The organism is Marinobacterium sedimentorum (assembly GCF_024267675.1).
Taxonomy (GTDB): domain Bacteria; phylum Pseudomonadota; class Gammaproteobacteria; order Pseudomonadales; family Balneatricaceae; genus Marinobacterium_A; species Marinobacterium_A sedimentorum.
Window position 1 is genome coordinate 305,609 of the sequence record NZ_JALDYX010000001.1, and the last position, 23,609, is coordinate 329,217.

Genomic DNA, 23,609 nt, shown 5'->3' on the forward strand with positions numbered 1-23,609 from the left:
CAGCCGACACTCGGTCGCACCGGCGCCCGGGCTTGTGGCAAACAATAAAACAAGGGTGCACTCATGCAAGCGCTGATTCTGGAAAAAGCAGGAAAACTGGCCATTCGCGACATTGCCATCAAGCAGACGCTGGGCCGCTACGACGTAAAGATTGCCATTCGCAATGTGGGGGTTTGTGGCAGCGATGTGCACTATTACAAGCACGGCGCCATAGGCCCCTTTGTGGTCAGGGAACCCATGGTGCTGGGCCACGAAGCCTCGGGCATCGTCACCGCTGTGGGTGACAACGTTACGCATCTGCAGCCCGGTGACCGGGTCTGCATGGAGCCCGGCATACCGGACCTGAAATCCAGGGCGACCCTGGAAGGCAAATACAACCTGGATCCGGCGGTCAGTTTCTGGGCCACTCCGCCGATCCACGGCTGCCTGATGCCCGAAGTGGTGCATCCTGCCAACTTCACCTTCAAGCTGCCGGATAACGTCAGTTTCGCAGAAGGCGCACTCATCGAGCCTCTGGCCACGGGCATGCAGGCCGCCGACAAGGCCCGCATCCGGCCGGGTGATGTTGCCGTGGTCATCGGTGCCGGCACCATTGGCATGCTCACGGCCATAGCCGCGCTGGCCGGCGGTTGCAGCCGTGTGATCATCGCCGATCTGGTGCAGGAAAAGCTGGATATCGCCGCCCGTTACGACGCCGTCACGGCGGTCAACATAGCCCACGACAATCTGGCAGAGTCGGTTGCAAGCCTGACCGACGGCTGGGGTGCCCAGGTTGTGTTTGAAGCCTCCGGCAGCCCCAAAGCCTATGCAAACCTGTTTGACCTGGCGTGCCCCGGTGGCTGTGTGGTGCTGGTCGGCATGCCACCCCAGCCTGTGACCCTGGATATCGTGGCCATGCAGGCCAAGGAAATCAGGATCGAATCCGTGTTTCGCTATGCCAATCAGTTTCCCCGCGCGCTAGCGCTGCTCGGCTCCGGCAAGCTGGATATCAAGCCCATGATTTCCGGCGTATTTCCGTTTGAAAAGGGTATCGAGGCATTCGAAAGGGCCGCCCGGGCCGAACCCGGTGACATCAAGGTACAGATCAGTTTCGAATAAAGAAACCGGCATCTGACCGCCATCACTGACGGTCTCAGCAGATGCATTCCAGGGGTTGCGGCGGCCGAACCAAAACCCACCGCCTGGCTCGCCAGATCGCGCAGCAGGTTGCCCAGCCTGCTGCATGACATTGCCAGGCAATCCGCCAAATAAGTACTTTTATGACTTTCACTGTGAATTTAGCGCTGTTAAAACACACTCAAACCGCCAAATACGGCGGCTTAGCCATGTTTCAATCATGACAAATGGCAAAAAAGTATAGATTCGGCTCCACAGGGTATTTGTGCCGCCCGCCCTGTTCGCAGTGTAATAGTCCTGTCCTGAGGGCCTGGTGATGCGCACTGCCGTGCGTCGACCTGAAACCCCGGAACCGGCATTACCGCAACACCGACCAACACCATAATGATAATAGAGGTTCGTCACGTGAATAATTCACCGATACGCTCCGCCCTGTTTGTCGCCACCCTGGCAGCAGTTTCAGGCGCCTCACTTGCCAGTACCACCGTCACCATAGGTACCGTCAACAACGGCGACATGATCCGCATGCAGGAACTGTCCGGCGCCTTTGAACAGGCCCATCCCGATATCAAGCTGGAATGGGTGGTACTGGAGGAGAACGTGCTGCGCCAGCGTCTGACCACCGATATCGCCACCAATGGCGGCCAGTTCGACGTCATGACCATCGGCATGTATGAAGCCCCCATCTGGGGCAAGAAAGGCTGGCTCAAGCCAGTGGAAAACCTGCCGGCCGACTACGATCTGGAAGATATTTTCCCGTCGGTGCGCAAAGGCCTGTCGTCCGAGGGCAGCCTTTATGGGCTGCCGTTCTATTCCGAAAGCTCCATGACCTACTACCGTACCGACCTGTTCGAGGCCGCGGGCCTGAGCATGCCGAACCAGCCGAGCTGGGATCAGATACGCGACTTCGCCAAGGCGCTGCACAAGCCGGCTGAGGGCCAGTATGGCCTCTGCCTGCGCGGCAAGGCGGGCTGGGGCGAGAACATGGCGATCGTCTCGACCATGGCCAATGCCTTTGGCGCACGCTGGTTCGATGAGCAATGGAAGCCGGAGTTCAACGGCAGCGCCTGGAAAGACACCATCGAGTTCTATGTCGATGCCCTGAACAAGTACGGACCTCCGGGCGTATCGTCCAATGGCTTCAACGAGACTCTGGCGCTGTTCGGCTCCGGCAAGTGCGCCATCTGGGTCGATTCCACCGTGGCCGGCTCCTTCGTCACCGATACGTCCCAGAGCAACGTGACCGACAAGGTCGGTTTTGCACTGGCGCCGCAGCAGGTCACCACCAAGGGCGCCGGCTGGCTCTGGTCCTGGGGTCTGGCGATTCCGGCCAGCTCTGATGCCGGAGATGCCGCCACCGAGTTTGTGACCTGGGCCACCTCCAAGGAGTACAGCCAGCTGGTGGCCGAGAAGTTCGGCATTGCCGCCATGCCGCCGGGCAGCCGCGCCTCCACCTATGCCAATGCCGACTACATGGCGGCTGCGCCCTTTGCCGCCAAAACGCTGGAGTCCATGGATCGCGCCGATCCCGATGACTCTACCCTCAAGCCCTCGCCCTATACCGGCATTCAGTTTGCGGCCATTCCGGAGTTCCAGTCCATTGCCACCCAGGTGGGCAAGCTGGTGTCCGGTGCCCTGGCCGGCAGCATGACGGTGGACGAAGCCCTGTCCAGCTCACAGTCCATCACCGAGCGCGAGATGAAGCGCGCCCGCTACTACCAGTAAACCGCTGCGGACAGGCACCGTTCGGTGCCTGTCCGTCCGACACAGCCGTGTCGGCCCTTCTAATAACACAAAAAGAGCACTTCCCATGAGCATCTCAAGTCTGCCAGCCGAGGGGACGGCGCACGCCTCGACCCCCCCCGTAACCGTGCATGAAGAGCGTCAGCGACAGAGCCGCCTCAGCCTGGCCATGGTGTCACCCTCAGTGGCAGTACTGCTGGTCTGGATGGCGGTTCCACTGGCCATGACCATTTATTTTTCCCTGATTCGCTACAACCTGCTGTACCCGGGCGATAACGACTTTGTCGGCCTGGAGAATTTTTACTTCTTTCTGACCGACGAAGGCTTTACCGCCGGCATGACGAACACTCTGTTGCTGGTGTGCTCGGTACTGCTGATCAGTGTCGTCGTCGGGGTACTGATTGCGGTGCTGGTGGATACCTCCTTCTGGGGCCGCGGCATCGTGCGGGTACTGCTGATTTCGCCGTTCTTCATCATGCCCACCGTAAGTGCGCTGGTGTGGAAGAACCTGCTGCTGCACCCGGTGTCCGGCGTGTTCGCCGCCGTCTGGCGCTTCTTTGGTGCCGAGCCTATCGACTGGTTCGCCACCTATCCGATGGAAGCCATCATCCTGATCGTGTCCTGGCAGTGGGTGCCCTTCGCCGTCCTGCTGCTGATGACCGCCATGCAGTCGCTGGACCAGGAACAGAAGGATGCGGCCCGCCTCGATGGCGCCGGGCCCGTCGCCATCTTCTGGCACATCACCCTGCCACACCTGGCGCGGCCGATCGCCGTGGTGGTGATGATCGAGACCATCTTCCTGCTGTCGATCTTCGCCGAGATATTTACCACCACCGGCGGTGGCCCGGGCTACGAGACCACCAACCTGGCCTACCTGATTTACAGCCAGGCACTGCTGCAGTTCGATGTCGGCCTGGCCTCGGCCGGTGGCCTGGTGGCGGTACTGCTCGCCAACATAGCGGCGTTCATCCTCATCCGGATGATCGGCAAGAACCTTACAGATAAAGGCTAGGAGGCCGTGATGCTGACATTAAAACAATATCGCACAGTGCCATCCATCCTCATCCGGATGATCGGCGCTCATCTGAACAACACGCTGACAGACAAAGCCTGGGAGGCCACACCATGCTGACACTCAAACAAGGCCGCCAACTGCAGACCGTACTGCTCGGCACCCTGGCCTGGCTGGTGGCGCTGACCATCTTCTTCCCGATCTTCTGGATGATACTGACCAGCTTCAAGACCGAAATCGACGCCTTCGCCACGCCGCCGCAGCTGTTCTTCACGCCGACGCTGGAGAACTACCTGCATATCGATGCGCGTAGCGACTACTTCCACTTCGCCTGGAACTCGGTGGTGGTGTCCTTTGGCTCGACCCTGCTGGGCATGCTGCTGGCGGTGCCGGCGGCCTACTCGATGGCGTTCTTCGAGACCAAGCGCACCAAGTCGACGCTGCTGTGGATGCTGTCCACCAAGATGCTGCCGCCGGTCGGCGTGCTGGTGCCCATCTACCTGATCTTCAAGGACTTTGGCCTGCTGGATACCAAATTCGGCCTGGTGCTGATCTACACCCTGATCAACCTGCCGATCATGGTCTGGATGGTGTACACCTACTTCAAGGAAATCCCCAAGGACATTCTCGAAGCGGCCCGCCTGGACGGTGCCACCGCGCTGCAGGAGATCTACCGGGTACTGCTGCCCATCAGCAAGGGCGGTCTGGCCTCGACGGTGCTGCTCTCCCTGATCCTGAGCTGGAACGAAGCCTTCTGGTCGCTCAACCTGACCGCCTCGTCCGCCGCGCCGCTGACCGCGCTGGTGGCCTCCTACTCCAGTCCCGAAGGGCTCTTCTGGGCCAAGCTGTCGGCCGTATCGACGCTCGCCTGTGCCCCAATCCTGATCTTCGGCTGGCTGAGCCAGAAGCAGCTGGTGCGCGGTCTGTCCTTCGGCGCCGTGAAATAAATAACAACAACACGCTGACTAACGCTGCCGTGACCTGACCGGCGGCGCTCAATAAGAAAGAGGTTTTCCCCATGTCCGATCTGACCATTCGCAACCTGAAAAAAAGCTTCGAAGACATCCACATCATCAAGGGCATCGACCTGGATATAAAGGATCACGAATTCGTGGTGTTTGTCGGCCCCTCCGGCTGCGGCAAGTCGACCCTGCTGCGCCTGATCGCCGGGCTCGAAGAAGTCACCAGCGGCAGCATCCAGCTGGATGAGCGCGACATCACCGACGTGGCGCCGGCCAAGCGCGACCTGGCCATGGTATTCCAGTCCTACGCCCTCTATCCGCACATGACGGTGCGCAAGAACATGTCCTTTGCCCTGGACCTGGCCGGCATCGACAAGGCCGAAATCCAGCGCAAGGTCGAGGACGCCGCCAAGGTGCTGGAACTTGGCCCCTTGCTGGAGCGCAAGCCCAAGGCCCTGTCCGGCGGGCAGCGCCAGCGCGTGGCCATCGGCCGTTCCATCGTGCGCAATCCCAAGATCTTCCTGTTCGACGAACCCCTGTCCAACCTCGATGCGGCGCTGCGCGTGCTGATGCGCCTGGAACTGGCGCGGCTGCACAAGGAACTCAACGCCACCATGATCTACGTCACCCACGACCAGGTCGAGGCCATGACCCTGGCCGACAAGGTAGTCGTACTCAATGCCGGGCGCGTGGAACAGGTCGGCTCGCCGCTGGAGTTGTATCACCACCCGGTGAACCAGTTCGTGGCCGGCTTTATCGGCACGCCGAAAATGGCCTTCCTCAAGGGCACCGTCAAGGCGGTCAGCAACGCCGGCGTCACCGTGGCGCTGGACTGCGGCCCGCACTACCAGCTGCCGCACCAGAGCACCAGTCTCAAGCCAGGGGATGACATCACCTTCGGCATCCGGCCGGAAAACATCGAAGTGGTCGCCGCCGATCAGAGCCCGTTCAAGGTGCGCCTGGATGTCACCGAGCACCTGGGTGCCGACACCTACTGCTACATCAAGCTGGCCAATGGCGAAATGATGACCGTGCGCGCGCCGGGGGATTTTATGGCCGATTACGGCCAGAACGCCGGCCTGCTGCCGGACCTGTCCCAGGCGCACCTGTTCGATGCCAGCGGCAAGACAATCCCGCGCCCGCGCCCCCCGGCCCAGGCCGCATAAAGCCGCGGTTAAAGTAACAGGTTTGGCGTCAGCCACCCGCTGCGCCTGGCACGCCAGGCACAGCGGTTTTTTATAACAACCAATCGAGATTCGTTGGCCGCCGCCTTTGCTGCCGCGGACCCTTAGGCTCCGATGACTCCCTGGTGATCCTTGTGAAACTGAACAATGACACGATCGCTCAACTGGGCGAACGCATAACGCACCCCACCTATTCCCGCCAGGACCTGCGCCACGGCATCGTGCATATAGGCGTGGGTGGCTTTCACCGTGCCCACGAGGCCGTCTACACCGAGCACCTGCTGCGCCTGGGGGGAGACCTGCACTGGGGCATCTGCGGCATCGGCCTGCGCGAAAGCGACCGTGCCATGGCGCAGGTGCTGAACGAACAGGATTACCTCTACAGCCTGATGGCACTGGGCCAGGCCGAGCAGCCGAGCGTAGAGGTGATCGGCGTCATCAGCGACTATCTGTTTGCGCCTGACAACCCCGCCGCCGTGGTGGAAAAACTGGCTGCAGCGGACACCCGTATCGTATCGCTGACCATTACCGAGGGCGGCTACCTGCTGGATGACCACAGTGGCGAGTTCGACTTTTCGAATGCCGATATCGTGCATGACCTGGCGCAGCCTGAGTCTCCACGCAGCGTATTCGGCTACCTTAGCGCCGCCCTGGCGATGCGACGGGCGCGCAACCTGCCGGCCTTCACGCTGATGTCCTGCGACAACCTGCCCCACAATGGCGACAAGGCCCGCCACGCCCTGCTCAGCTTTGCCGCCCGCCAGGATCCGGCACTGGCCGACTGGATTGCCGAAAATGCCAGCTTCCCCAACAGCATGGTCGATCGCATTACGCCCATGACCACCGCCGCACACAAGCAGCTACTGCAGGACTATGCTGCCATTGACGATGCCTGGCCGGTGGTCTGCGAACCGTTTCTTCAGTGGGTCATGGAAGATAATTTCTGTAACGGCCGCCCGGCCTGGGAAAAGGTCGGTGTCCAGTTCACCCGGGATGTAGCACCCTATGAGCAAATGAAAATGCGACTGCTCAATGCCAGTCACTCGGCCATGAGCTATCTGGGTTACCTGGCGGGTTACCGCTACAGCCACGAAGTCATGCAGGATGCCCGCCTGAGCGGCTTTATCCGCAACTTCATGGACCTGGATGTCACACCGACGCTGGAGCCGGTGGAGGGTATCAACCTCAGTCAGTACAAGGATACCCTCATCAAGCGCTTCTCCAATCCGCGTATCGGCGACCAGCTGAGCCGCCTGTGTATGGACGGCTCCAGCAAGATACCCAAGTTTATTCTGGCCACGCTGGAAGAACGCCTTGACACAGGCGCACCAGTCCACCGCTTTGCGCTGATCCTGGCCAGCTGGGCGCTCTATCTGCACGGAGCCCAGCAGCCCGGCGCTGACGACAAGGTGGAAGATCCGCTGGCCGACCAGCTACTCAGCGCTACGGCAGAATCCGTTGGGCTCAGCCGTCGGTTTCTCGGCCTCAAAGACATCTTCGGCGAACAGCTGCTGCACTGTGTCGACTTTATCACCGCCCTCGATCGCGCCCTGCAGCAACTTCAGCACCAGGGCGTTGCCGTCACGCTGGAGCAGGTCAGCCAGGCCGGCTGAGCCCAGCCTGCAACGGTGTTCCGAAGGACTATAAACGCAAAAAGGCGACCCGAAGGTCGCCTTTTTTCATTACCCCACGGCTTAGTTCACCTTGGCATTCAGCTCGCCGCGGTCATAGCGCGTGGCCATGTCTTCCAGCGAAATCGCGCGCAGCTTGCTGGCATTGCCGGCGGTGCCGAAGGCTTCATAGCGGGCGACACAGATGTCGCTCATGGCGGTCATGGTGGCCTTGAGGAATTTGCGCGGATCGAACTCGGACGGGTTCTGCGCCAGGAAGCGACGCACTGCACCGGTGGACGCCAGACGCAGGTCGGTATCGATATTGACCTTGCGTACGCCATACTTGATGCCTTCAACGATCTGCTCGACCGGCACACCGTAGGTTTCCGGAATCTCGCCACCGAACTCGTTGATCACCGCCAGCCACTCCTGTGGCACAGACGAAGAGCCGTGCATGACCAGGTGGGTACCCGGAATGCGCTGATGGATCGCCTTGATGCGGTCGATGGCCAGGATGTCGCCGGTGGGCGGACGGCTGAACTTGTAGGCGCCGTGGGAGGTGCCGCAGGCAATCGCCAGGGCATCCACATGGGTCTTGCTGACGAAATCAGCCGCTTCATCCGGATCGGTCAGCATCTGATCGTGGGTCAGAATGCCTTCAGCGCCTATGCCGTCTTCTTCGCCGGCCTGGCCGGTTTCCAGCGAGCCCAGGCAGCCGAGTTCACCTTCAACCGAAACGCCACAGGCGTGGGCCATCTCGACGGTACGACGGGTCACATCGACGTTGTACTCGTAGCTGGTCGGCGTTTTGCCGTCTTCGCCCAGGGAGCCGTCCATCATCACGGACGAAAAGCCCATGGCAATGGAGCGCTGGCACACGGCCGGCGAGGTGCCGTGATCCTGGTGCATGCACACCGGGACATGGGGGAATTCCTCAATCGCGGCCAGAATCATGTGGCGCAGGAAATTGGAGCCGGCGTATTTGCGGGCACCGGCAGAGGCCTGCACGATCACCGGAGAGTCGGTCTTGGCAGCCGCTTCCATGATGGCGCGCATCTGTTCCAGGTTGTTGACGTTAAAGGCTGGAATGCCATAGCCGAATTCGGCAGCATGATCCAGCAGCTGACGCATGGAGATGAGAGCCATTAGGTCACCCTTAGTTTCAGTTCAGAGGGCTGTCGCCTGTGGCGGCAACCCGGATTCAGTTCAATGCCCGGCCTGCGCCGGGTCTGTGGCTGACACACCAGTGCATCAGCCCGCTCAGTTAACTCAGCTGCGCGATTCCAGCATCGCCACGGCCGGCAGTACCTTGCCTTCGACGAACTCGAGGAAAGCACCGCCACCGGTAGAGATGTAGGATACCTGATCGGCGATACCGTACTTGTCGACCGCCGCCAGGGTGTCACCCCCACCGGCAATGGAGAAGCCCGGGCTTTGCGCAATCGCCAGCGACAGGGTTTTGGTGCCTTCGCCGAACTGGTCGAATTCAAACACACCGACCGGACCGTTCCAGATGATGGTGCCGGCACTCTTGAGCAACTCGGCCAGGGCCGCAGCGGACTGCGGGCCTATGTCCAGAATCATGTCATCGGCGGCCACATCGTCCACCAGCTTGACCGTCGCCGTGGCGGTTTCGGCGAACTCGGTCGCCACCACCACATCCACCGGCAGCGGAATGGAAACCCGCTCCATCAGCGCCTTGGCCACCGGAATCAGATCGTGCTCGCACAGCGACTTGCCCACCGGCTTGCCGGCCGCGGCCAGGAAGGTATTGGCGATGCCACCACCGACGATCAGCTGATCGACCTTATCAGACAGCGAATTCAGTACTTCCAGCTTGGTGGACACCTTGGAGCCCCCAACGATGGCCGCCAGCGGGCGCGCGGGGTTCAGCAGTGCCTTGCCCAGCGCATCCAGTTCACCCGCCAGCAGCGGGCCGGCGCAGGCCTGGGGGGCAAAGCGGGCAACACCGTGGGTCGAGGCCTGGGCGCGGTGCGCGGTGCCGAAGGCGTCCATGACGTAGACATCGCACAGCGCCGCCATCTTGCGCGACAGGGCTTCATCGTCCTTCTTCTCACCGGCATTGAAGCGCACGTTCTCAAGCAGCACCAGCTGGCCTTCGCCAACGCTGAAGCCACCCTCGGTCCAGTCCTTGATCAGCGGAATCTCGCGACCCAGCAGCTTGCCCAGGTGAGCCGCAACCGGTGCCAGGGAGTACTGCTCGTCAAATTCGCCTTCGGTCGGGCGGCCCAGGTGAGACATCACCATGACTTTGGCGCCGGCCTTGAGCGCCAGCTCCAGCGTCGGCAGGGCCGCACGGATGCGCGCATCCGAAGTGACCTGGCCGTCCTTGATCGGTACATTGAGATCTTCCCTGATCAGGACGCTTTTACCGGCCAGATCAAGCTCCGTCATTTTCAGTACGCTCATTGAGTGTCCTACCTATGCTTGTGAAATTAAAAAGCGGTAAACCCGTAACCTAGTCCCGAATATTGAGCCAGTATCGTGCGACATCCATCATCCGATTGGCAAAGCCCCATTCGTTGTCGAACCAGCACAGCATCTTCAGCATGGTGCCGCCGCTGACCCGAGTCTGGGTGGCATCAAACACGCCGGAGCGCGGGTCACGGTTGAAGTCCACCGAGGCATGGGGCTCGTTGGTGTACCCCAGCAGCCCCTGCAGGGCACCGCTGGCGCTGGCACGCATCAGGCCATTGACCTCTTCAACCGAGGTTTCACGCCGCACATTGACGGTCAGATCCATGGCCGAGACGTTAATGGTCGGCACGCGCAGGTGCAGACACTCAAAACGCCCCGCCAGATGTGGCAAAAGACGGTCAATGCCGCGCCCAAGGCCCGTATCCACCGGGATAATCGACTGCAGCGCGCTGCGCGTCAGGCGCAGATCCGTCTGATGATAACTGTCGATCACCGGCTGGTCGTTCATGGCCGAGTGAATGGTCGTGGTGACACCATTCACAATGCCAAATTCGCGATCCAGCAGATCAAGCACCGGCACCACGCAGTTGGTGGTGCAGGAGGCCGCCGACACTATTGTATGGGAGGCCCGCAGCAACTGCTGATTCAGCCCATAGACGATGGTGGCATCCACCTCAGGCGTCGCCGGCTGTGAAAACAGCAGCCTAGCCGCGCCCTTGGCCAGGTGCAGCTCGGCACTGTGGCGATCCTTGAAGGCACCGGAACACTCCAGCACCAGATCCACCTTGAGCTCGCGCCAGGGCAGATTGCGCGGATCCGGCTCATTCAGCACGCGAATGCGGTCGCCATCGATCAGCAGGTCGTTACCATCATGGGACACCGGCAACGGAAAACGCCCATGGGTGGTGTCGTAGCGCGTCAGGTAACTGACCGTCTCGATATCCGCCAGTTCGTTCAGCGCCACCACCTCGAAGTCACGGCGAAAGCCGCACTCATAGATGGCACGCAGTACACACTGCCCGATTCGGCCGTAACCGTTGATTGCAACGCGATATTTCATCGACATCCGACACCAAAGGCAAGGCCGGCAAAAGCCGGCCCTGGAACCATTAAAGAATCGATTTTACGGTGTCGACGACATTTTCGACGGTAAAGCCGAAGTACTTGAACAGCTCACCGGCCGGGGCCGATTCGCCGAAGCTGCGCATGCCGACGATAGCGCCATTAAGACCCACGTACTTGTACCAGTAGTCCGCCTGGGCTGCTTCCACCGCCACACGGGCGCTGACCTGGGCCGGCAGAACCGACTCACGGTAGGCGGCATCCTGGGCTTCAAAACGATCGGTCGAGGGCATGGAAACCACCCGTACCTGCTTGCCTTCCTTGCTCAGGATCTCGGCGGCGTCCATCACCAGACCCACTTCGGAGCCGGTGGCGATCAGGATGACGTCGGGCTGGCCGGCGCAGTCGCGCAGAATGTAGCCACCCTTGGCAATGTTGGCCAGCTGCTCGGCGCTGCGGACCTGGTGCGGCAGGTTCTGACGCGAGAAGATCAGCGCGCTCGGGCCATCGGTACGCTCCAGCGCGGACTTCCAGGCCACCGCGGATTCAACCGCATCACAGGGGCGCCACAGGCTCATGTTGGGGGTATGGCGCAGGTTGGAGATCTGCTCCACTGGCTGGTGCGTCGGGCCGTCTTCACCCAGACCGATAGAGTCGTGGGTATAGACGTGGATCACACGCTGCTTCATCAGGGCCGCCATGCGCAGGGCATTACGGGCATATTCCATGAACACCAGGAAGGTGGCGCCGTAGGGAATAAAGCCGCCGTGCAGGGCCAGGCCATTCATGATGGCCGACATGCCGAATTCGCGCACGCCGTAGAACAGGTAGTTGCCGCTGGCGTCGTCACGGCCGATGCCCTTGGCGCCGGACCAGAGGGTCAGGTTGGAGCCAGCCAGATCCGCCGAGCCGCCGAGCAGTTCAGGCAGCATGGGACCAAATGCATTGAGGGCATTCTGGGACGCCTTGCGCGAGGCAATGGTGTCGCCCTTGTCGGCCACTGCCTGAATCCAGGCATCAGCCTTGGCAGCGAAATCCGCCGGCAGGTCGCCGCTGATGCGACGCAGCAGCTGGTCGGCCAGTTCCGGGAACTCGGCGCGATAGCTGGCAAAGCGCGCATTCCACTCGTTTTCGTCCTGGCTGCCGGACGCGCGGGCATCCCAGTCGTCATAGATGTCCTGCGGCACTTCGAACGGGCCATGGGTCCAGCCCAGACGTGCCCGGGTCAGGGCGATCTCGTCGTCGCCCAGCGGCGCGCCGTGGCAGTCTTCCTTGCCTTCCTTGTTAGGGGAACCGAAACCGATGATGGTCTTGCAGCAGATCAGGGTCGGCTGGGTGCTGTTGGCCTGGGCCTGTTCGATGGCGGCACGGATCTGATCCGCGTCATGACCATCCACACCGGCAATTACCTGCCAGCCGTAGGATTCGAAACGCTTGGGCGTGTCGTCGGTAAACCAGCCTTCCACTTCACCGTCGATGGAGATGCCGTTGTCATCCCAGAACGCAATCAGCTTGCCCAGTCCCAGGGTACCGGCCAGGGCGCAGGATTCGTGGGAGATCCCTTCCATCATGCAGCCATCGCCCATGAAGGTGTAGGTGTAGTGATTGATGATGTCGTGACCGTCACGGTTGAACTGCGCCGCCAGTGTCTTTTCGGCGATGGCAAAGCCCACGGCATTGGACACGCCCTGACCCAGCGGGCCTGTGGTGGTTTCGACACCCGGACAGTAACCATACTCGGGGTGACCGGCGGTTTTGGAATGCAGCTGACGAAAGTTTTTAATGTCGTCGATGCTGACGTCATAGCCGCTCAGGTGCAGCAGCGAGTACACCAGCATGGAGCCGTGACCGTTGGACAGCACGAAGCGGTCGCGGTCGAACCACTGCGGGTTGGTAGGGTTATGTTTCAGGAAGTCGTTCCAAAGCACTTCGGCGATATCCGCCATGCCCATGGGCGCTCCGGGGTGGCCGGACTTCGCTTTCTGGACGGCATCCATACTCAGCGCACGAATGGCGTTGGCAAGTTCTCTGCGAGAGGACATTAAAACAACTCCTGGGATTTTGACCCGAACTAGTAAGAGTGTGGAGGACTGAAAATTTGAAAGGCGTAATTTTCGCTTAGTTGCCCTCCGGCTTCAAATGGGAATCGATCTTTTTTGCACCTGAATGAGGTAATTTCATATGAATTAGGGAAAATTTCATTAAAAACGCCGGCATTCGTCATGCATTTTGCATCCATCGCCGGTAAAATGCGCGCAATTATGAAATCGCCTGGCCGGTCCGGCCCGGGTTCCTTATTAGTTATACCCCTGAAAAGAGGATGCATAGCGCAGATGAGCGAATACGGCTTGTTCACTTCCGAATCCGTGTCTGAAGGCCATCCAGACAAGATTGCGGACCAGATTTCCGACGCAGTACTTGATGCCATCATTGCCGAAGACAAGTACGCCCGTGTGGCCTGCGAAACCATGGTCAAGACCGGCGTTGCCATCGTGTCCGGCGAGATCAGCACCAATGCCTGGATCGACCTGGAGAACCTCGTCCGTGACGTGATCTGCAAGATCGGCTACACCTCCTCCGATGTCGGCTACGACGGCGAGACCTGTGGTGTTATCAACATCATCGGCAAGCAGTCCATCGATATCGCCCAGGGCGTTGACCGCTCACGCCCCGAAGATCAGGGCGCCGGCGACCAGGGTCTGATGTTCGGCTATGCCTCCAATGACACCGACGTGCTGATGCCGGCACCCATCACCTACGCCCACCGTCTGGTTGAGCGTCAGGCTGAAGCCCGCCGCTCGGGTCTGCTGCCCTGGCTGCGCCCGGATGCCAAGTCCCAGGTCACTTTCCGTTACGAAAACGGCAAGCCCTGCGGTATCGATGCGGTGGTACTGTCGACCCAGCACAACCCGGAAGTTCACCAGAACGACCTGCGTGAAGCTGTGATGGAACTGATCATCAAGCACGTTCTGCCGGCCGAATGGATCAGCAAGGACACCAAGTTCCACATCAACCCGACCGGCAAATTCGTCATCGGCGGCCCAGTGGGCGATTGCGGCCTGACCGGACGCAAGATCATCGTTGATACCTACGGCGGCATGGCCCGTCATGGTGGTGGCGCTTTCTCCGGCAAGGACCCGTCCAAGGTCGACCGTTCCGCCGCCTACGCCGGCCGTTACGTCGCCAAGAACATTGTGGCCGCCGGCCTGGCGGATCGCTGCGAGATTCAGGTGTCCTACGCCATAGGCGTGGCAGAGCCGACCTCTGTCGCCATCAACACCTTCGGCACCGGCAAGATCTCCGACGACAAGATCATTCAGCTGATAAACGCGCACTTCGACCTGCGTCCGTTCGCCATCACCCGCATGCTCGACCTGCTGCACCCGATGTACCTGGCCACAGCGGCCTACGGTCACTTCGGTCGCGATCCCTACGAAATGACGGTGGGCAACGATACCTTCACCGCTTTCACCTGGGAACGTACTGACAAGGCCGAAGCGCTGCGCGCCGACGCCGGACTCTGAGTGGAGTCCACAACCGCCTGAAAAGGGCTGCCTTCGGGCAGCCCTTTTGCGTTTTACAGACTGGGCGGGGCCGCACAACACCCTTTGCCAATCTTCAAGCCCCCGCATCAGCCGCCACGTCCAACGCCTTGATTTCCCTCACCACCATGGCGGCGCATAAGTCATTTCCCCGCACAACGCAGCTTTTACAGAAAATAATCTCGCCAAAAACCGAAGTTCAAAGACATTTTCTGACCTTATTCCCCTAGCATCGAATAAACACCCATAGGACGCAGGAGAATAAAAATGATTATTGGCGTACCCAAGGAAATCAAGAACCACGAATACCGCATCGGCATGACCCCGGCGGGCGTACGCGAGTTGGTCGGGCTGGGCCATCAGGTACTGATCCAGAAGGATGGTGGCAAGGCGATCGGCCTGACCAACGAGCTGTACCAAGCCGCCGGTGCCCGCATCGTCGACAGCGCTGCGGAGATCTTCGAAACGGCCGAGATGATCGTCAAGGTCAAGGAGCCCCAGCCGCAAGAGTGCCGCATGCTGCGTGACGGCCAGGTGCTCTTTACCTACCTGCACCTGGCACCGGACCCGCAGCAGACCGAACTGCTGGTCGAGTCCAACGCCATCGCCATCGCCTACGAAACCGTTACCGATGCCCGGGGCGGCCTGCCGCTGCTGGCGCCGATGAGCGAAGTCGCCGGACGCATGTCGATCCAGGCCGGTGCCCATGCACTGGAGAAAGCCCAGGGCGGCAATGGCACCCTGCTCGGCGGCGTGCCGGGCGTTACCCCGGCCAGGGTGGTGGTAATTGGCGGTGGCGTGGTCGGCACCCATGCCGCACGCATGGCAATCGGCCTGGGCGCCGAAGTCACAGTGCTGGACCGCTCCCTGCCCCGCCTCAAGGAGCTGGACAACCTCTATGGGCCGGCGCTGAAGACCCTCTACTCGACCACCGATGCCCTCGAAGCCTGCGTGCGCGAAGCGGACCTGGTGATCGGTGCAGTACTGATTCCGGGCGCGGCCGCACCCAAGCTGGTGACCCGCCAGATGCTCAAGCTGATGCGCCCCGGCGCGGTGCTGGTCGATGTCGCCATCGACCAGGGTGGCTGCTTTGAAACCTCCAAAGCCACCACCCACCAGGAACCGACCTACGAGGTCGACGGCGTGGTGCATTACTGCGTCGCCAACATGCCCGGCGGCGTCGCCCGCACTGCCACCTTCGCCCTGACCAATGCCACCCTGCCCTACGTGATCGCGCTGGCCGGCAAGGGCTACAAGCAGGCACTGCAGGACGACGTCCACCTGCGCAACGGTCTCAATGTCCATCGCGGCCAGGTCACCTGCGAAGCGGTGGCCCAGGCGCTGGGCTACCGCTACCAGAGCGCCGAAGAGGCACTCTCGGACTAGCAGCCTGTCGGACTTAACACTGATCTACTGCGGAAACGCCGATTCTGGCCAGTTTTCGTACTCTTTTTCGTTAAATAGAACCACTATTCGCCTTAAAAGAGCCCAAAAACTGACTCAAAACGGCCATTTCCTCGCTACGACCGGTCAAGTCCGACAGGCTGCCAGCACGAAAAAGGGCTGCCAGATGAATCACTCGCTCGGCGTCGGCCTCTCGGCGACATTCTCGACACATGTGGACGTCACCTGGTTGCCCAGTTTCCCCTCCATCCATTAACGCCCCTTGTCATGGGCATAGGTATAGCCCGTACACCCGCCAGAGCCGCTATAGACGAAGCCGACCCTCAGCGGGCCATGTGCCAGGGCCGCACCGGATATGGCGGTTGCCAACAGCTCCGCCGATGCGCCACGGAGCAATAGTCACCTCCGCCTGCACGCGCTTTCGCGCCTGTCGCAAAAGCGCCCCCCCCCCCACGCGGCCCGCCGCTCTCAAGCCGGCAGCGTGGATTCGGGACAGCAGCACTGACACCTTGTGGCATAATGGCCGTTTTCCAATCCCCACGGAGCCCTGCCGGATGCGTATTCCGCGTTGTCATGAACCCCAGCCCATGAACCCCGGCGACACCCTGCTGCTGAGCGACAACAACGTGCAGCATCTGGCCCGTACGCTGCGCATGCGTGCCGGCGACCAGGTTATGCTGTTCAATGGCGATGGCAGCGAGTGTCTCGCCACCGCGACCGAGGTGGACAAGCGCAGCCTGCAGGTCCGCATTGAAAGCCAGGAAAGACCCGGCCGCGACAGCCCGCTGCAGATACATATCGGCCAGACCCTGTCCCGTGGCGAGCGCATGGATTATGCAGTGCAGAAAGCAACAGAGCTTGGCATGGCGCGCATGACGCCGTTGTTCTCGGAGCGCTGCGAAGTCAAACTCAACAGCGAGCGCCAGGACAAGCGCCTGCGCCACTGGCAGCAGGTGGCCATCAGCGCCTGCGAACAGAGCCTGCGCTGCACCCTGCCACAACTGGATGCCCCCGAGCCTCTGGAACACTGGGTCGGCAGCGTCGAGGCGGATCTGAAACTGGTGCTGCATCACCACAGCGCCCGCCCCCTGGGCGATCTGCCCCGCCCGTCGTCCATCGCGCTGCTGATAGGCCCGGAGGGTGGCCTGACCGAAGCCGAAGTCCAGCTCGCCATAGCCGCAGGCTTTCAGCCAGTGGCGCTGGGGCCTCGGGTACTGCGCACCGAAACCGCGCCTGTGGTGGCCCAGGCCATTCTGCAAAGTTACTGGGGTGATTTGAGCGCAGGCTGAATCGTCGGCGGTGCTGGCTGCCACCGCCATCCATCGGTACACTTGCCCTATCATCAGGCTTACACAGGATGCACCCGCGCATGTCCATCAAGGTTGGCATCGTCATGGACCCCATCGAGTCCATCAATTTCAAGAAAGACAGCTCCCTGGCCATGCTCTGGGCCGCCCAGCAGAAAGGCTGGGAGCTGTACTACATGGAACAGCAGCACCTTTACTCCCGCGATGGGCAGGCCCTGGCCGACATGGCACCGTTGCGCGTGGCCATGGATCCGGACAACTGGTTCACCCGTGGCGCCTACGCCACCACCCCACTGGCGGATCTGGATGTGATCCTGATGCGCAAGGACCCGCCGTTCAACAATGAGTTTGTCTACAGCACCTACCTGCTGGAACAGGCCGAGAAGCAGGGCACCCTGGTGGTCAACCCGTCACAGCGGCTGCGGGACTTCAACGAAAAGCTGTTTGCCACCCACTTTCCGCAGTGCTGCCCGCCGGTACTGGTGACCAGGCGCGATGACCTGCTGCGCCAGTTTCACGCCGAGCACGGCGATGTCATCTTCAAGCCGCTGGACGGCATGGGTGGCAGCCAGATCTTTCGCATCCAGCCCGAGGGCGTCAACCTCGGTGTCATCATCGAGACCCTGACCAAATACGGCACCGAAACCATCATGGCGCAGAAATACCTGCCCGAAATCGCCCAGGGCGACAAGCGCATCCTGATGGTGAACGGCGAGCCCGTGCCCTATGCCCTTGCCCGCATTCCCATGGCCGGCGAAACCCGCGGCAACCTGGCCGCAGGAGGTTCCGGCGAGGGCCGCGAGCTGACCGAGCGCGATCGCTGGATCTGCGCCCAGGTAGGCCCCACGCTGCGCGAACAGGGCTTGCTGTTTGTCGGGCTGGATGTCATTGGTGACTATCTCACTGAAATCAATGTCACCAGCCCGACCTGCATCCGCGAGCTGGACAACCAGTTCGGGCTCGACATCGGCATGCAGCTGATGGATGCCATCGAGCGCAAGCTGCAGTCCTGAGGCGCCGCGTGAACAGGCTCACCACTGCGATCCCTGCCACCACCGGCCCTGCGCCGGCGGTGGGCATTATGGACCGTTTTGGCTTTACCCTCTTCGTCGCCATTACGGTGCACGCCATTCTGCTGCTGGGCATCAGTTTCTCGACGGCGGAATACAAGCCGCCACGCAAGACTCTGGATATCACCCTGGCCCGCTTCGCGTCGCCAGAGGCCCCAAAAGAAGCCGACTTTATCGCCCAGGCCAATCAGCTGGGCAGCGGCACCGCCGAGACCAAGCATGCGCCCTCGACGCTAGAAGACGCCCCCTTTCACAGCAACGAACAACAGCAACAGGCCCGACAGCAAAGCCTGCCACAACCCAAGGCCCAGGAGGTTGCACCCCAACCTGTACCGACGCCGGCGCAGGCGCCTGAAATCGCCGAGCCCAAGCCCGTCAAGGCCGCCCCCAAGCCACAGAAAGTGGTCACCACCACTGCGCCTGCCAAACAGAAGCAGAGCAGCCAGCCTGCGGCGGCAAAGTCCCTTTCTCCGCCGCCGACACCGGGGGCATCCACCTCGCTGCTGGCCCGCAGCCTGGAAATTGCCAGCCTGCAGGCGCAGCTTGACCTGCAACAGGAGCAGTTTGCCAAGAAACCCAGGGTGCGCCGTCTCACCGCCGCCGCCACGCTCAAGGGCAATGATGCGGCCTATCTGGATAACTGGCGTCGCGAAATCGAGCGCACCGGCAACGACAACTACCCCGCCGAAGCCCGCAAGCAGGGTATTCACGGCAGCCTGCGCCTGCTGGTATCCATACTGCCGGATGGCAGTATCCGCAAGATAGAAGTGCTACAGTCTTCGGGCTACAAGGTGCTCGATGATGCGGCCAAGCAGATAGTACAGCTGGCCGCGCCCTTTCAGGCCTTCCCGGTGGACATGCGCAAAACGACCGATGAACTTGAAATAATTCGAACCTGGAAGTTTGAGAATCAGACCCGGCTGTACTAAGCCTTAGGTGAACCTCCCCAGCGGTGTACGCCGATGTCTATCAAGACCAGCAGTCTGCGCGACCAGTTTCTGATCTCGATGCCACACATGCACGATGCCCATTTCGAGCATACCGTGACGTACATCTGTGACCACAGCGAATACGGCGCCATGGGCATCGTCATTAACCGCCCCCTCGACCTGCGCCTGGACGCATTGCTCGAGCATCTGAACACCGCAGACAGTCTGCAGATAAAGGATAACCGCCAGATCTACGCCGGCGGGCCAGTTCAGGGCGAGCGCGGCTTCGTGTTGCACGCCAGCCAGGACAGTCCCTGGCTGGCGACCTACCAGGTGACCGATGAGGTCTGCCTGACGACCTCCATCGATATTCTCGAAGACATCGCCGCCGGCACTGGGACGCCGGACGCCCTGATCGCTCTGGGTTACGCCGGCTGGGGGGCCGGACAACTGGAACGCGAAATAAGCGACAACGCCTGGCTCAGCTGCCCCGCCAATCTCGACATCCTGTTCAGGCTGCCGGCCGAACAGCGCCTGCATGCCGCCGCCTCCATCCTGGGTATTAATCTGGATCTGCTCACCGCCCAGGTCGGCCATACCTGAATAGCGCCTCCCTGCCTCTGACCCTATACCGGTGAACAGCCAACCAGCTGTTAAGTTGTGACGCCAACTTGGCTATAATGGTGCGCGATTCTGACCCCGCATCCCCTGTGGGCGCCGGACCTTCTCACCGCCTCCCCGGGCCACCACAGATTGCGGATTGAATGAGCGCAGACTGCCTACAAGCATTAGCCTTCGACTTCGGAACCAGCCGTATTGGCGTTGCCGTCGGCCAGACCCTTACCGCCACCGCCACCGCAATCGCACCGATCAGTGCACGCGACGGCATTCCCGACTGGGATCAGATCGACCGCATAGTGCAGGAATGGTCGCCCGATGCCCTGGTGGTCGGCATCCCCCTGAACATGGATGGCAGTATCAGCGACATGGCCCGCCGCGCGCGCAAGTTCGCCAACCGCCTGCATGAACGCTATCAGCTGCCGAGCTTTCTGATGGATGAGCGCCTGAGCACACGGGAGGCCAAGGCGATTCACCGCGCCGCCGGTGGCGGCACCAACTACAAGAAGGAATCAGTGGACGGCATCGCAGCACAACTGATTCTTGAAGGCTGGTTTTCCAGCGAGCAACGCATTCCCAGCCATTCACGACTGGAGGACCTCTATGACATCGGACAATCTTAGTGTCGACGCCTTGCTCGACAATATGGGCATGCAGCTCAAATCCATTTTGGAACAGCGCCAGATCAGCAACCCGCTGATCGTGGGCATCCGCACCGGCGGCGTCTGGCTGGCTGAACGGCTGCAGCACCGGCTCGCCCTGCAGGACCCCATTGGCATCCTGGATATTTCATTTTACCGCGACGATTTCACCCAAAAGGGCCTCAACCCCAGCGTGCAGCCATCCCAGCTGCAGGGCGACACCGAAGATCGGCACATTATTCTGGTGGACGATGTCATCATGTCCGGGCGTACCGTGCGCGCGGCCCTCAACGAACTGTTCGACTTCGGCCGACCCGCCTCGGTCATCCTGGTGACACTGCTGGACCTGCAGCGCCGCGAACTACCGGTGCAGGCCGACGTTGTGGGCGCCACCCTGGTGCTGGGCCCCAATCAGGTCGTCAAGCTCAGTGGCCCACAGCCGCTGGAACTCACCATTCGCCAACGTACCTGATTCGGGCCGATATCATGTTTGAACACAACGATCCCAACCGGATACAGCTCAACAGCAACGGTCAGCTGCGACACTTTCTGACCACCGAAGGCCTGTCCCGCGAGCTGCTGACCGAAATTCTCGACACCGCCGACTCCTTCGTCGACATGGGCGCCAAGCAGATCAAGAAAATGCCGCTGCTGCGTGGCCGCACCGTGGTCAACCTGTTCTTCGAAGCCAGTACCCGCACCCTCAGCACCTTTGAACTCGCCGCCAAGCGTCTGTCCGCCGATGTGCTGAACCTCAACATCAGCACCTCGTCCACCTCCAAGGGTGAAACCCTGAAAGATACGCTGATGACGCTGGAAGCCATGCATTCGGACATGTTTGTGGTACGCCATGCCGACAGCGGCGCAGCCCACTTTATCGCCAGCCAGGTGACGCCCCATGTCGCGGTGATCAACGCCGGCGATGGCCGCCATGCGCACCCGACCCAGGCCATGCTCGACATGCTCACCATTCGCCGCCACAAGGGCAGCTTCGAGCCGCTGAAATTCGCCATCGTCGGCGATATTCTGCATTCGCGCGTAGCGCGCTCGCAGATCCATGCACTGCGTACTCTGGGCGCCAGCGAAATCCGCGTCATAGCCCCCAAGACACTGCTGCCGCGCCATATCGAAGCCATGGGCGTCAAGGTCTTCACCGACATGCGCCAGGGGCTTAAGGATGTCGATGTCATCATGATGCTACGCCTGCAAAAGGAACGCATGACCAGCGCCCTGCTGCCGAGCGAATCCGAGTTCTACAAGCTCTATGGCATGACCACCGAAAAGCTGGCCTACGCCCACCCCGATGCCGTCGTGATGCATCCTGGCCCTATCAACCGCGGCGTCGAAATAGAATCCGCCATCGCCGACGGCCCCCGCTCCCTGATTCTTGATCAGGTCACCAACGGCATCGCCGTGCGCATGGCCGTGATGTCCATGGCCATGAGCGGCCAGCTGGTCGAAAAACAGCTGCAGCAGCCGGCTCCGCCCGCCAACTGACCACAACAGGAAACCACTCGATGAACATCAAGATAGCCGGTGGCCGTGTGATCGACCCGAGCCAGTCACTGGACAAGATCTGCGACCTGTATATCAGTAACGGCCTTATCGCAGCACTTGGCGACGCGCCGGCGGGCTTTGTGCCGGACAGCACCCTGGATGCGACCGGACAGGTGGTCTGCCCGGGGCTGATCGACCTCTGTACCCACCTGCGCGAACCCGGAGCCACCCACAAGGGCAGCATCGCTCAGGAAAGCCGGGCCGCGGCCGCAGGCGGCATCACGACTCTGGTGGCGATGCCGACCACCAGTCCGATTGTCGACACCCCGGCGGTCGCGCAGTTGATCCAGGACAAGGCCCGTGCCGCCGGCAAGGCCCGTGTGCTGCCCATGGGCGCCCTGACCCAGGGTCTGGCAGGCGAGCAGCTTTCGCCGATGCACGCCCTGGCAAGTTCCGGCTGCATCGCCTTCACTAACGGCCGCCGCCCCATTCGCAGCAGCCTGGTGCTGATGCGCTGCCTTGAATACGCCGCCACCCATGATTTTCTGGTGCTGTTTCAGGCCCAGGATGCGGAGCTGGCCACCGGCTGCATGCATGATGATACGACCAGCACCCGACTGGGTCTCGCGGGCATCCCGGAAGCGGCCGAAACGGTGGAGGTGGCCCGCTGTCTGATGCTGATCGAACAGACAGGCGCGCGGGCCCATTTCGGCCAGATATCCTGTGAACGCTCGGCCCGCATGATCATGGAGGCGCGCGAACGGGGACTGCAGGTGAGCGCCGATATCGCGGTGCACCATCTGCTGCTCAGCGACAGCAACGTCAATGGTTTTGACAGCAACTTCCATGTGATTCCGCCGCTGCGCAGCCAGCTGGATCGTGCCGGCTTGCGTCAGGTGCTGCTGGCAGATGGCATCCAGGCCATCTGCTCCGACCACCAGCCCCATGACCCCATTGCCAAGCAGGCCCCCTTTGCGGCCACCGAGCCCGGTATTGCCGGACTCGAAACCCTGCTGTCACTGAGCCTGATGCTGGTTGATCAGGATGTACTGGAACTGCCGCAGCTCATCGCCAAGCTCACCTGGGAACCCGCACAGGTTCTCGGCATTCGGGCCGGCACACTCGCAACAGGCGCCCTGGCGGATGTCTGCATCTTCGACCCGGCAGCGCGCTGGACTCCGTTGGCGGCCACCACCCGCTCCGGTGGGGCTAACAGCCCCTTTATGGGCATCGAACTGCGTGGCCAGGTGACCCATACATTGCTGGGCGGCACTATGGTGTTTCAGCGCTAGCGCCCCAAGGCGGTACCGCAGCCCTGTGGCACCGCCTTTCACCCCTACCCACGAGCTCCTAAACCTGCCGCCTGAAAATTGATTTTCTCCTTTAATGTTCTAGGCTTAAGCGGCTTGCCTAACTCAGGGATGATCATGGCCAGATGCACCCAATAAAACTCTATACCCCGCCAGGGCA

Annotated in this window: 20 protein-coding genes; 16 read left to right on the forward strand and 4 right to left on the reverse strand. The window is 61.3% G+C overall.

Annotation, left to right across the window (positions count from 1 at the left end):
- Positions 1 to 63: 63 nt before the first annotated feature.
- The 6 genes from MRS74_RS01420 (at position 64) to MRS74_RS01445 (ending at position 7,630) form a co-directional block, all read left to right on the forward strand.
- The gene (locus tag MRS74_RS01420) at positions 64 to 1,098 is read left to right on the forward strand and encodes an NAD(P)-dependent alcohol dehydrogenase (RefSeq protein ID WP_254578484.1); all 1,035 of its coding nucleotides are present in this window, start codon (positions 64 to 66) and stop codon (positions 1,096 to 1,098) included.
- A 423-nt stretch (positions 1,099 to 1,521) separates the two neighbouring features.
- Positions 1,522 to 2,841, forward strand: a complete 1,320-nt coding sequence (locus MRS74_RS01425) for an ABC transporter substrate-binding protein (RefSeq protein ID WP_254578485.1) — start codon at positions 1,522 to 1,524, stop codon at positions 2,839 to 2,841.
- 187 nt (positions 2,842 to 3,028) lie between these two features.
- Positions 3,029 to 3,871, forward strand: a complete 843-nt coding sequence (locus MRS74_RS01430; RefSeq protein ID WP_254578681.1) for a carbohydrate ABC transporter permease — start codon at positions 3,029 to 3,031, stop codon at positions 3,869 to 3,871.
- A gap of 113 nt (positions 3,872 to 3,984) precedes the next feature.
- Positions 3,985 to 4,818 (forward strand): carbohydrate ABC transporter permease, encoded by an 834-nt coding sequence (locus tag MRS74_RS01435; protein ID WP_254578486.1) that lies wholly within the window; start codon positions 3,985 to 3,987, stop codon positions 4,816 to 4,818.
- Between the two features lie 71 nt (positions 4,819 to 4,889).
- Positions 4,890 to 5,999, forward strand: coding sequence for an ABC transporter ATP-binding protein (locus MRS74_RS01440; protein ID WP_254578487.1), 1,110 nt, complete (start codon positions 4,890 to 4,892; stop codon positions 5,997 to 5,999).
- A gap of 152 nt (positions 6,000 to 6,151) precedes the next feature.
- Entirely contained in the window at positions 6,152 to 7,630 is a 1,479-nt protein-coding gene (locus MRS74_RS01445) for a mannitol dehydrogenase family protein (RefSeq protein WP_254578488.1), read from the forward strand.
- Between the two features lie 81 nt (positions 7,631 to 7,711).
- Here the strand turns inward: MRS74_RS01445 and fba are convergent, their stop codons facing one another.
- The 4 genes from fba to tkt form a co-directional block, all read right to left on the reverse strand.
- The gene (fba, locus tag MRS74_RS01450) at positions 7,712 to 8,776 is read right to left on the reverse strand and encodes a class II fructose-bisphosphate aldolase (protein WP_254578489.1); all 1,065 of its coding nucleotides are present in this window, start codon (positions 8,774 to 8,776) and stop codon (positions 7,712 to 7,714) included.
- 123 nt (positions 8,777 to 8,899) lie between these two features.
- Complete coding sequence (locus MRS74_RS01455; protein ID WP_254578490.1) at positions 8,900 to 10,060, reverse strand: phosphoglycerate kinase; 1,161 nt, start codon at positions 10,058 to 10,060, stop codon at positions 8,900 to 8,902.
- A gap of 49 nt (positions 10,061 to 10,109) precedes the next feature.
- Positions 10,110 to 11,129 carry a type I glyceraldehyde-3-phosphate dehydrogenase gene (locus MRS74_RS01460; protein WP_254578491.1) on the reverse strand — a complete coding sequence of 340 codons (1,020 nt, stop codon included), beginning with the start codon at positions 11,127 to 11,129 and terminating at the stop codon, positions 10,110 to 10,112.
- A gap of 49 nt (positions 11,130 to 11,178) precedes the next feature.
- Positions 11,179 to 13,173, reverse strand: coding sequence for a transketolase (tkt, locus tag MRS74_RS01465; RefSeq protein WP_254578492.1), 1,995 nt, complete (start codon positions 13,171 to 13,173; stop codon positions 11,179 to 11,181).
- 291 nt (positions 13,174 to 13,464) lie between these two features.
- On the opposite strand from tkt, the gene metK reads away from it, so the two are divergent.
- The 10 genes from metK to MRS74_RS01515 all read left to right on the forward strand — a co-directional run bounded on the left by metK (position 13,465) and on the right by MRS74_RS01515 (position 23,431).
- Positions 13,465 to 14,655, forward strand: a complete 1,191-nt coding sequence (metK, locus tag MRS74_RS01470; protein ID WP_254578493.1) for a methionine adenosyltransferase — start codon at positions 13,465 to 13,467, stop codon at positions 14,653 to 14,655.
- 285 nt (positions 14,656 to 14,940) lie between these two features.
- Entirely contained in the window at positions 14,941 to 16,059 is a 1,119-nt protein-coding gene (gene ald / locus MRS74_RS01475; RefSeq protein ID WP_254578494.1) for an alanine dehydrogenase, read from the forward strand.
- A gap of 572 nt (positions 16,060 to 16,631) precedes the next feature.
- Positions 16,632 to 17,366, forward strand: a complete 735-nt coding sequence (locus tag MRS74_RS01480; protein ID WP_254578495.1) for a 16S rRNA (uracil(1498)-N(3))-methyltransferase — start codon at positions 16,632 to 16,634, stop codon at positions 17,364 to 17,366.
- An 80-nt stretch (positions 17,367 to 17,446) separates the two neighbouring features.
- Positions 17,447 to 18,397, forward strand: a complete 951-nt coding sequence (gene gshB, locus MRS74_RS01485; RefSeq protein WP_254578496.1) for a glutathione synthase — start codon at positions 17,447 to 17,449, stop codon at positions 18,395 to 18,397.
- Positions 18,398 to 18,405: 8 nt separating this feature from the next.
- The gene (locus MRS74_RS01490) at positions 18,406 to 19,383 is read left to right on the forward strand and encodes an energy transducer TonB (RefSeq protein WP_254578497.1); all 978 of its coding nucleotides are present in this window, start codon (positions 18,406 to 18,408) and stop codon (positions 19,381 to 19,383) included.
- Between the two features lie 33 nt (positions 19,384 to 19,416).
- Positions 19,417 to 19,986, forward strand: coding sequence for a YqgE/AlgH family protein (locus tag MRS74_RS01495; protein ID WP_254578498.1), 570 nt, complete (start codon positions 19,417 to 19,419; stop codon positions 19,984 to 19,986).
- Positions 19,987 to 20,147: 161 nt separating this feature from the next.
- The gene (gene ruvX / locus MRS74_RS01500; RefSeq protein WP_254578499.1) at positions 20,148 to 20,624 is read left to right on the forward strand and encodes a Holliday junction resolvase RuvX; all 477 of its coding nucleotides are present in this window, start codon (positions 20,148 to 20,150) and stop codon (positions 20,622 to 20,624) included.
- A complete protein-coding gene (gene pyrR, locus MRS74_RS01505; protein WP_254578500.1) occupies positions 20,605 to 21,114 on the forward strand; it encodes a bifunctional pyr operon transcriptional regulator/uracil phosphoribosyltransferase PyrR in 510 nt (169 codons plus the stop codon). Before ruvX ends, pyrR begins: the two co-directional genes overlap by 20 nt.
- A 14-nt stretch (positions 21,115 to 21,128) precedes the next feature.
- Positions 21,129 to 22,139, forward strand: coding sequence for an aspartate carbamoyltransferase catalytic subunit (locus MRS74_RS01510; protein WP_254578501.1), 1,011 nt, complete (start codon positions 21,129 to 21,131; stop codon positions 22,137 to 22,139).
- A gap of 20 nt (positions 22,140 to 22,159) precedes the next feature.
- On the forward strand, positions 22,160 to 23,431 hold the full coding sequence (locus MRS74_RS01515; RefSeq protein ID WP_254578502.1) for a dihydroorotase: 1,272 nt from the start codon (positions 22,160 to 22,162) through the stop codon (positions 23,429 to 23,431).
- The last annotated feature ends 178 nt before the right edge of the window (positions 23,432 to 23,609 follow it).

Bases quoted from the DNA above. Each gene is read 5' to 3' on its own strand.
- MRS74_RS01420 (WP_254578484.1), top strand. From the start codon at position 64: ATGCAAGCGCTGATTCTGGAAAAAGCAGGAAAACTGGCCATTCGCGAC.
- MRS74_RS01430 (WP_254578681.1), top strand. From the start codon at position 3,029: ATGGTGTCACCCTCAGTGGCAGTACTGCTGGTCTGGATGGCGGTTCCA.
- MRS74_RS01435 (WP_254578486.1), top strand. From the start codon at position 3,985: ATGCTGACACTCAAACAAGGCCGCCAACTGCAGACCGTACTGCTCGGC.
- MRS74_RS01440 (WP_254578487.1), top strand. From the start codon at position 4,890: ATGTCCGATCTGACCATTCGCAACCTGAAAAAAAGCTTCGAAGACATC.
- fba (WP_254578489.1), bottom strand. From the start codon at position 8,776: ATGGCTCTCATCTCCATGCGTCAGCTGCTGGATCATGCTGCCGAATTC.
- MRS74_RS01455 (WP_254578490.1), bottom strand. From the start codon at position 10,060: ATGAGCGTACTGAAAATGACGGAGCTTGATCTGGCCGGTAAAAGCGTC.
- MRS74_RS01460 (WP_254578491.1), bottom strand. From the start codon at position 11,129: ATGAAATATCGCGTTGCAATCAACGGTTACGGCCGAATCGGGCAGTGT.
- tkt (WP_254578492.1), bottom strand. From the start codon at position 13,173: ATGTCCTCTCGCAGAGAACTTGCCAACGCCATTCGTGCGCTGAGTATG.
- metK (WP_254578493.1), top strand. From the start codon at position 13,465: ATGAGCGAATACGGCTTGTTCACTTCCGAATCCGTGTCTGAAGGCCAT.
- ald (WP_254578494.1), top strand. From the start codon at position 14,941: ATGATTATTGGCGTACCCAAGGAAATCAAGAACCACGAATACCGCATC.
- MRS74_RS01480 (WP_254578495.1), top strand. From the start codon at position 16,632: ATGCGTATTCCGCGTTGTCATGAACCCCAGCCCATGAACCCCGGCGAC.
- gshB (WP_254578496.1), top strand. From the start codon at position 17,447: ATGTCCATCAAGGTTGGCATCGTCATGGACCCCATCGAGTCCATCAAT.
- MRS74_RS01495 (WP_254578498.1), top strand. From the start codon at position 19,417: ATGTCTATCAAGACCAGCAGTCTGCGCGACCAGTTTCTGATCTCGATG.
- ruvX (WP_254578499.1), top strand. From the start codon at position 20,148: ATGAGCGCAGACTGCCTACAAGCATTAGCCTTCGACTTCGGAACCAGC.
- pyrR (WP_254578500.1), top strand. From the start codon at position 20,605: ATGACATCGGACAATCTTAGTGTCGACGCCTTGCTCGACAATATGGGC.
- MRS74_RS01510 (WP_254578501.1), top strand. From the start codon at position 21,129: ATGTTTGAACACAACGATCCCAACCGGATACAGCTCAACAGCAACGGT.
- MRS74_RS01515 (WP_254578502.1), top strand. From the start codon at position 22,160: ATGAACATCAAGATAGCCGGTGGCCGTGTGATCGACCCGAGCCAGTCA.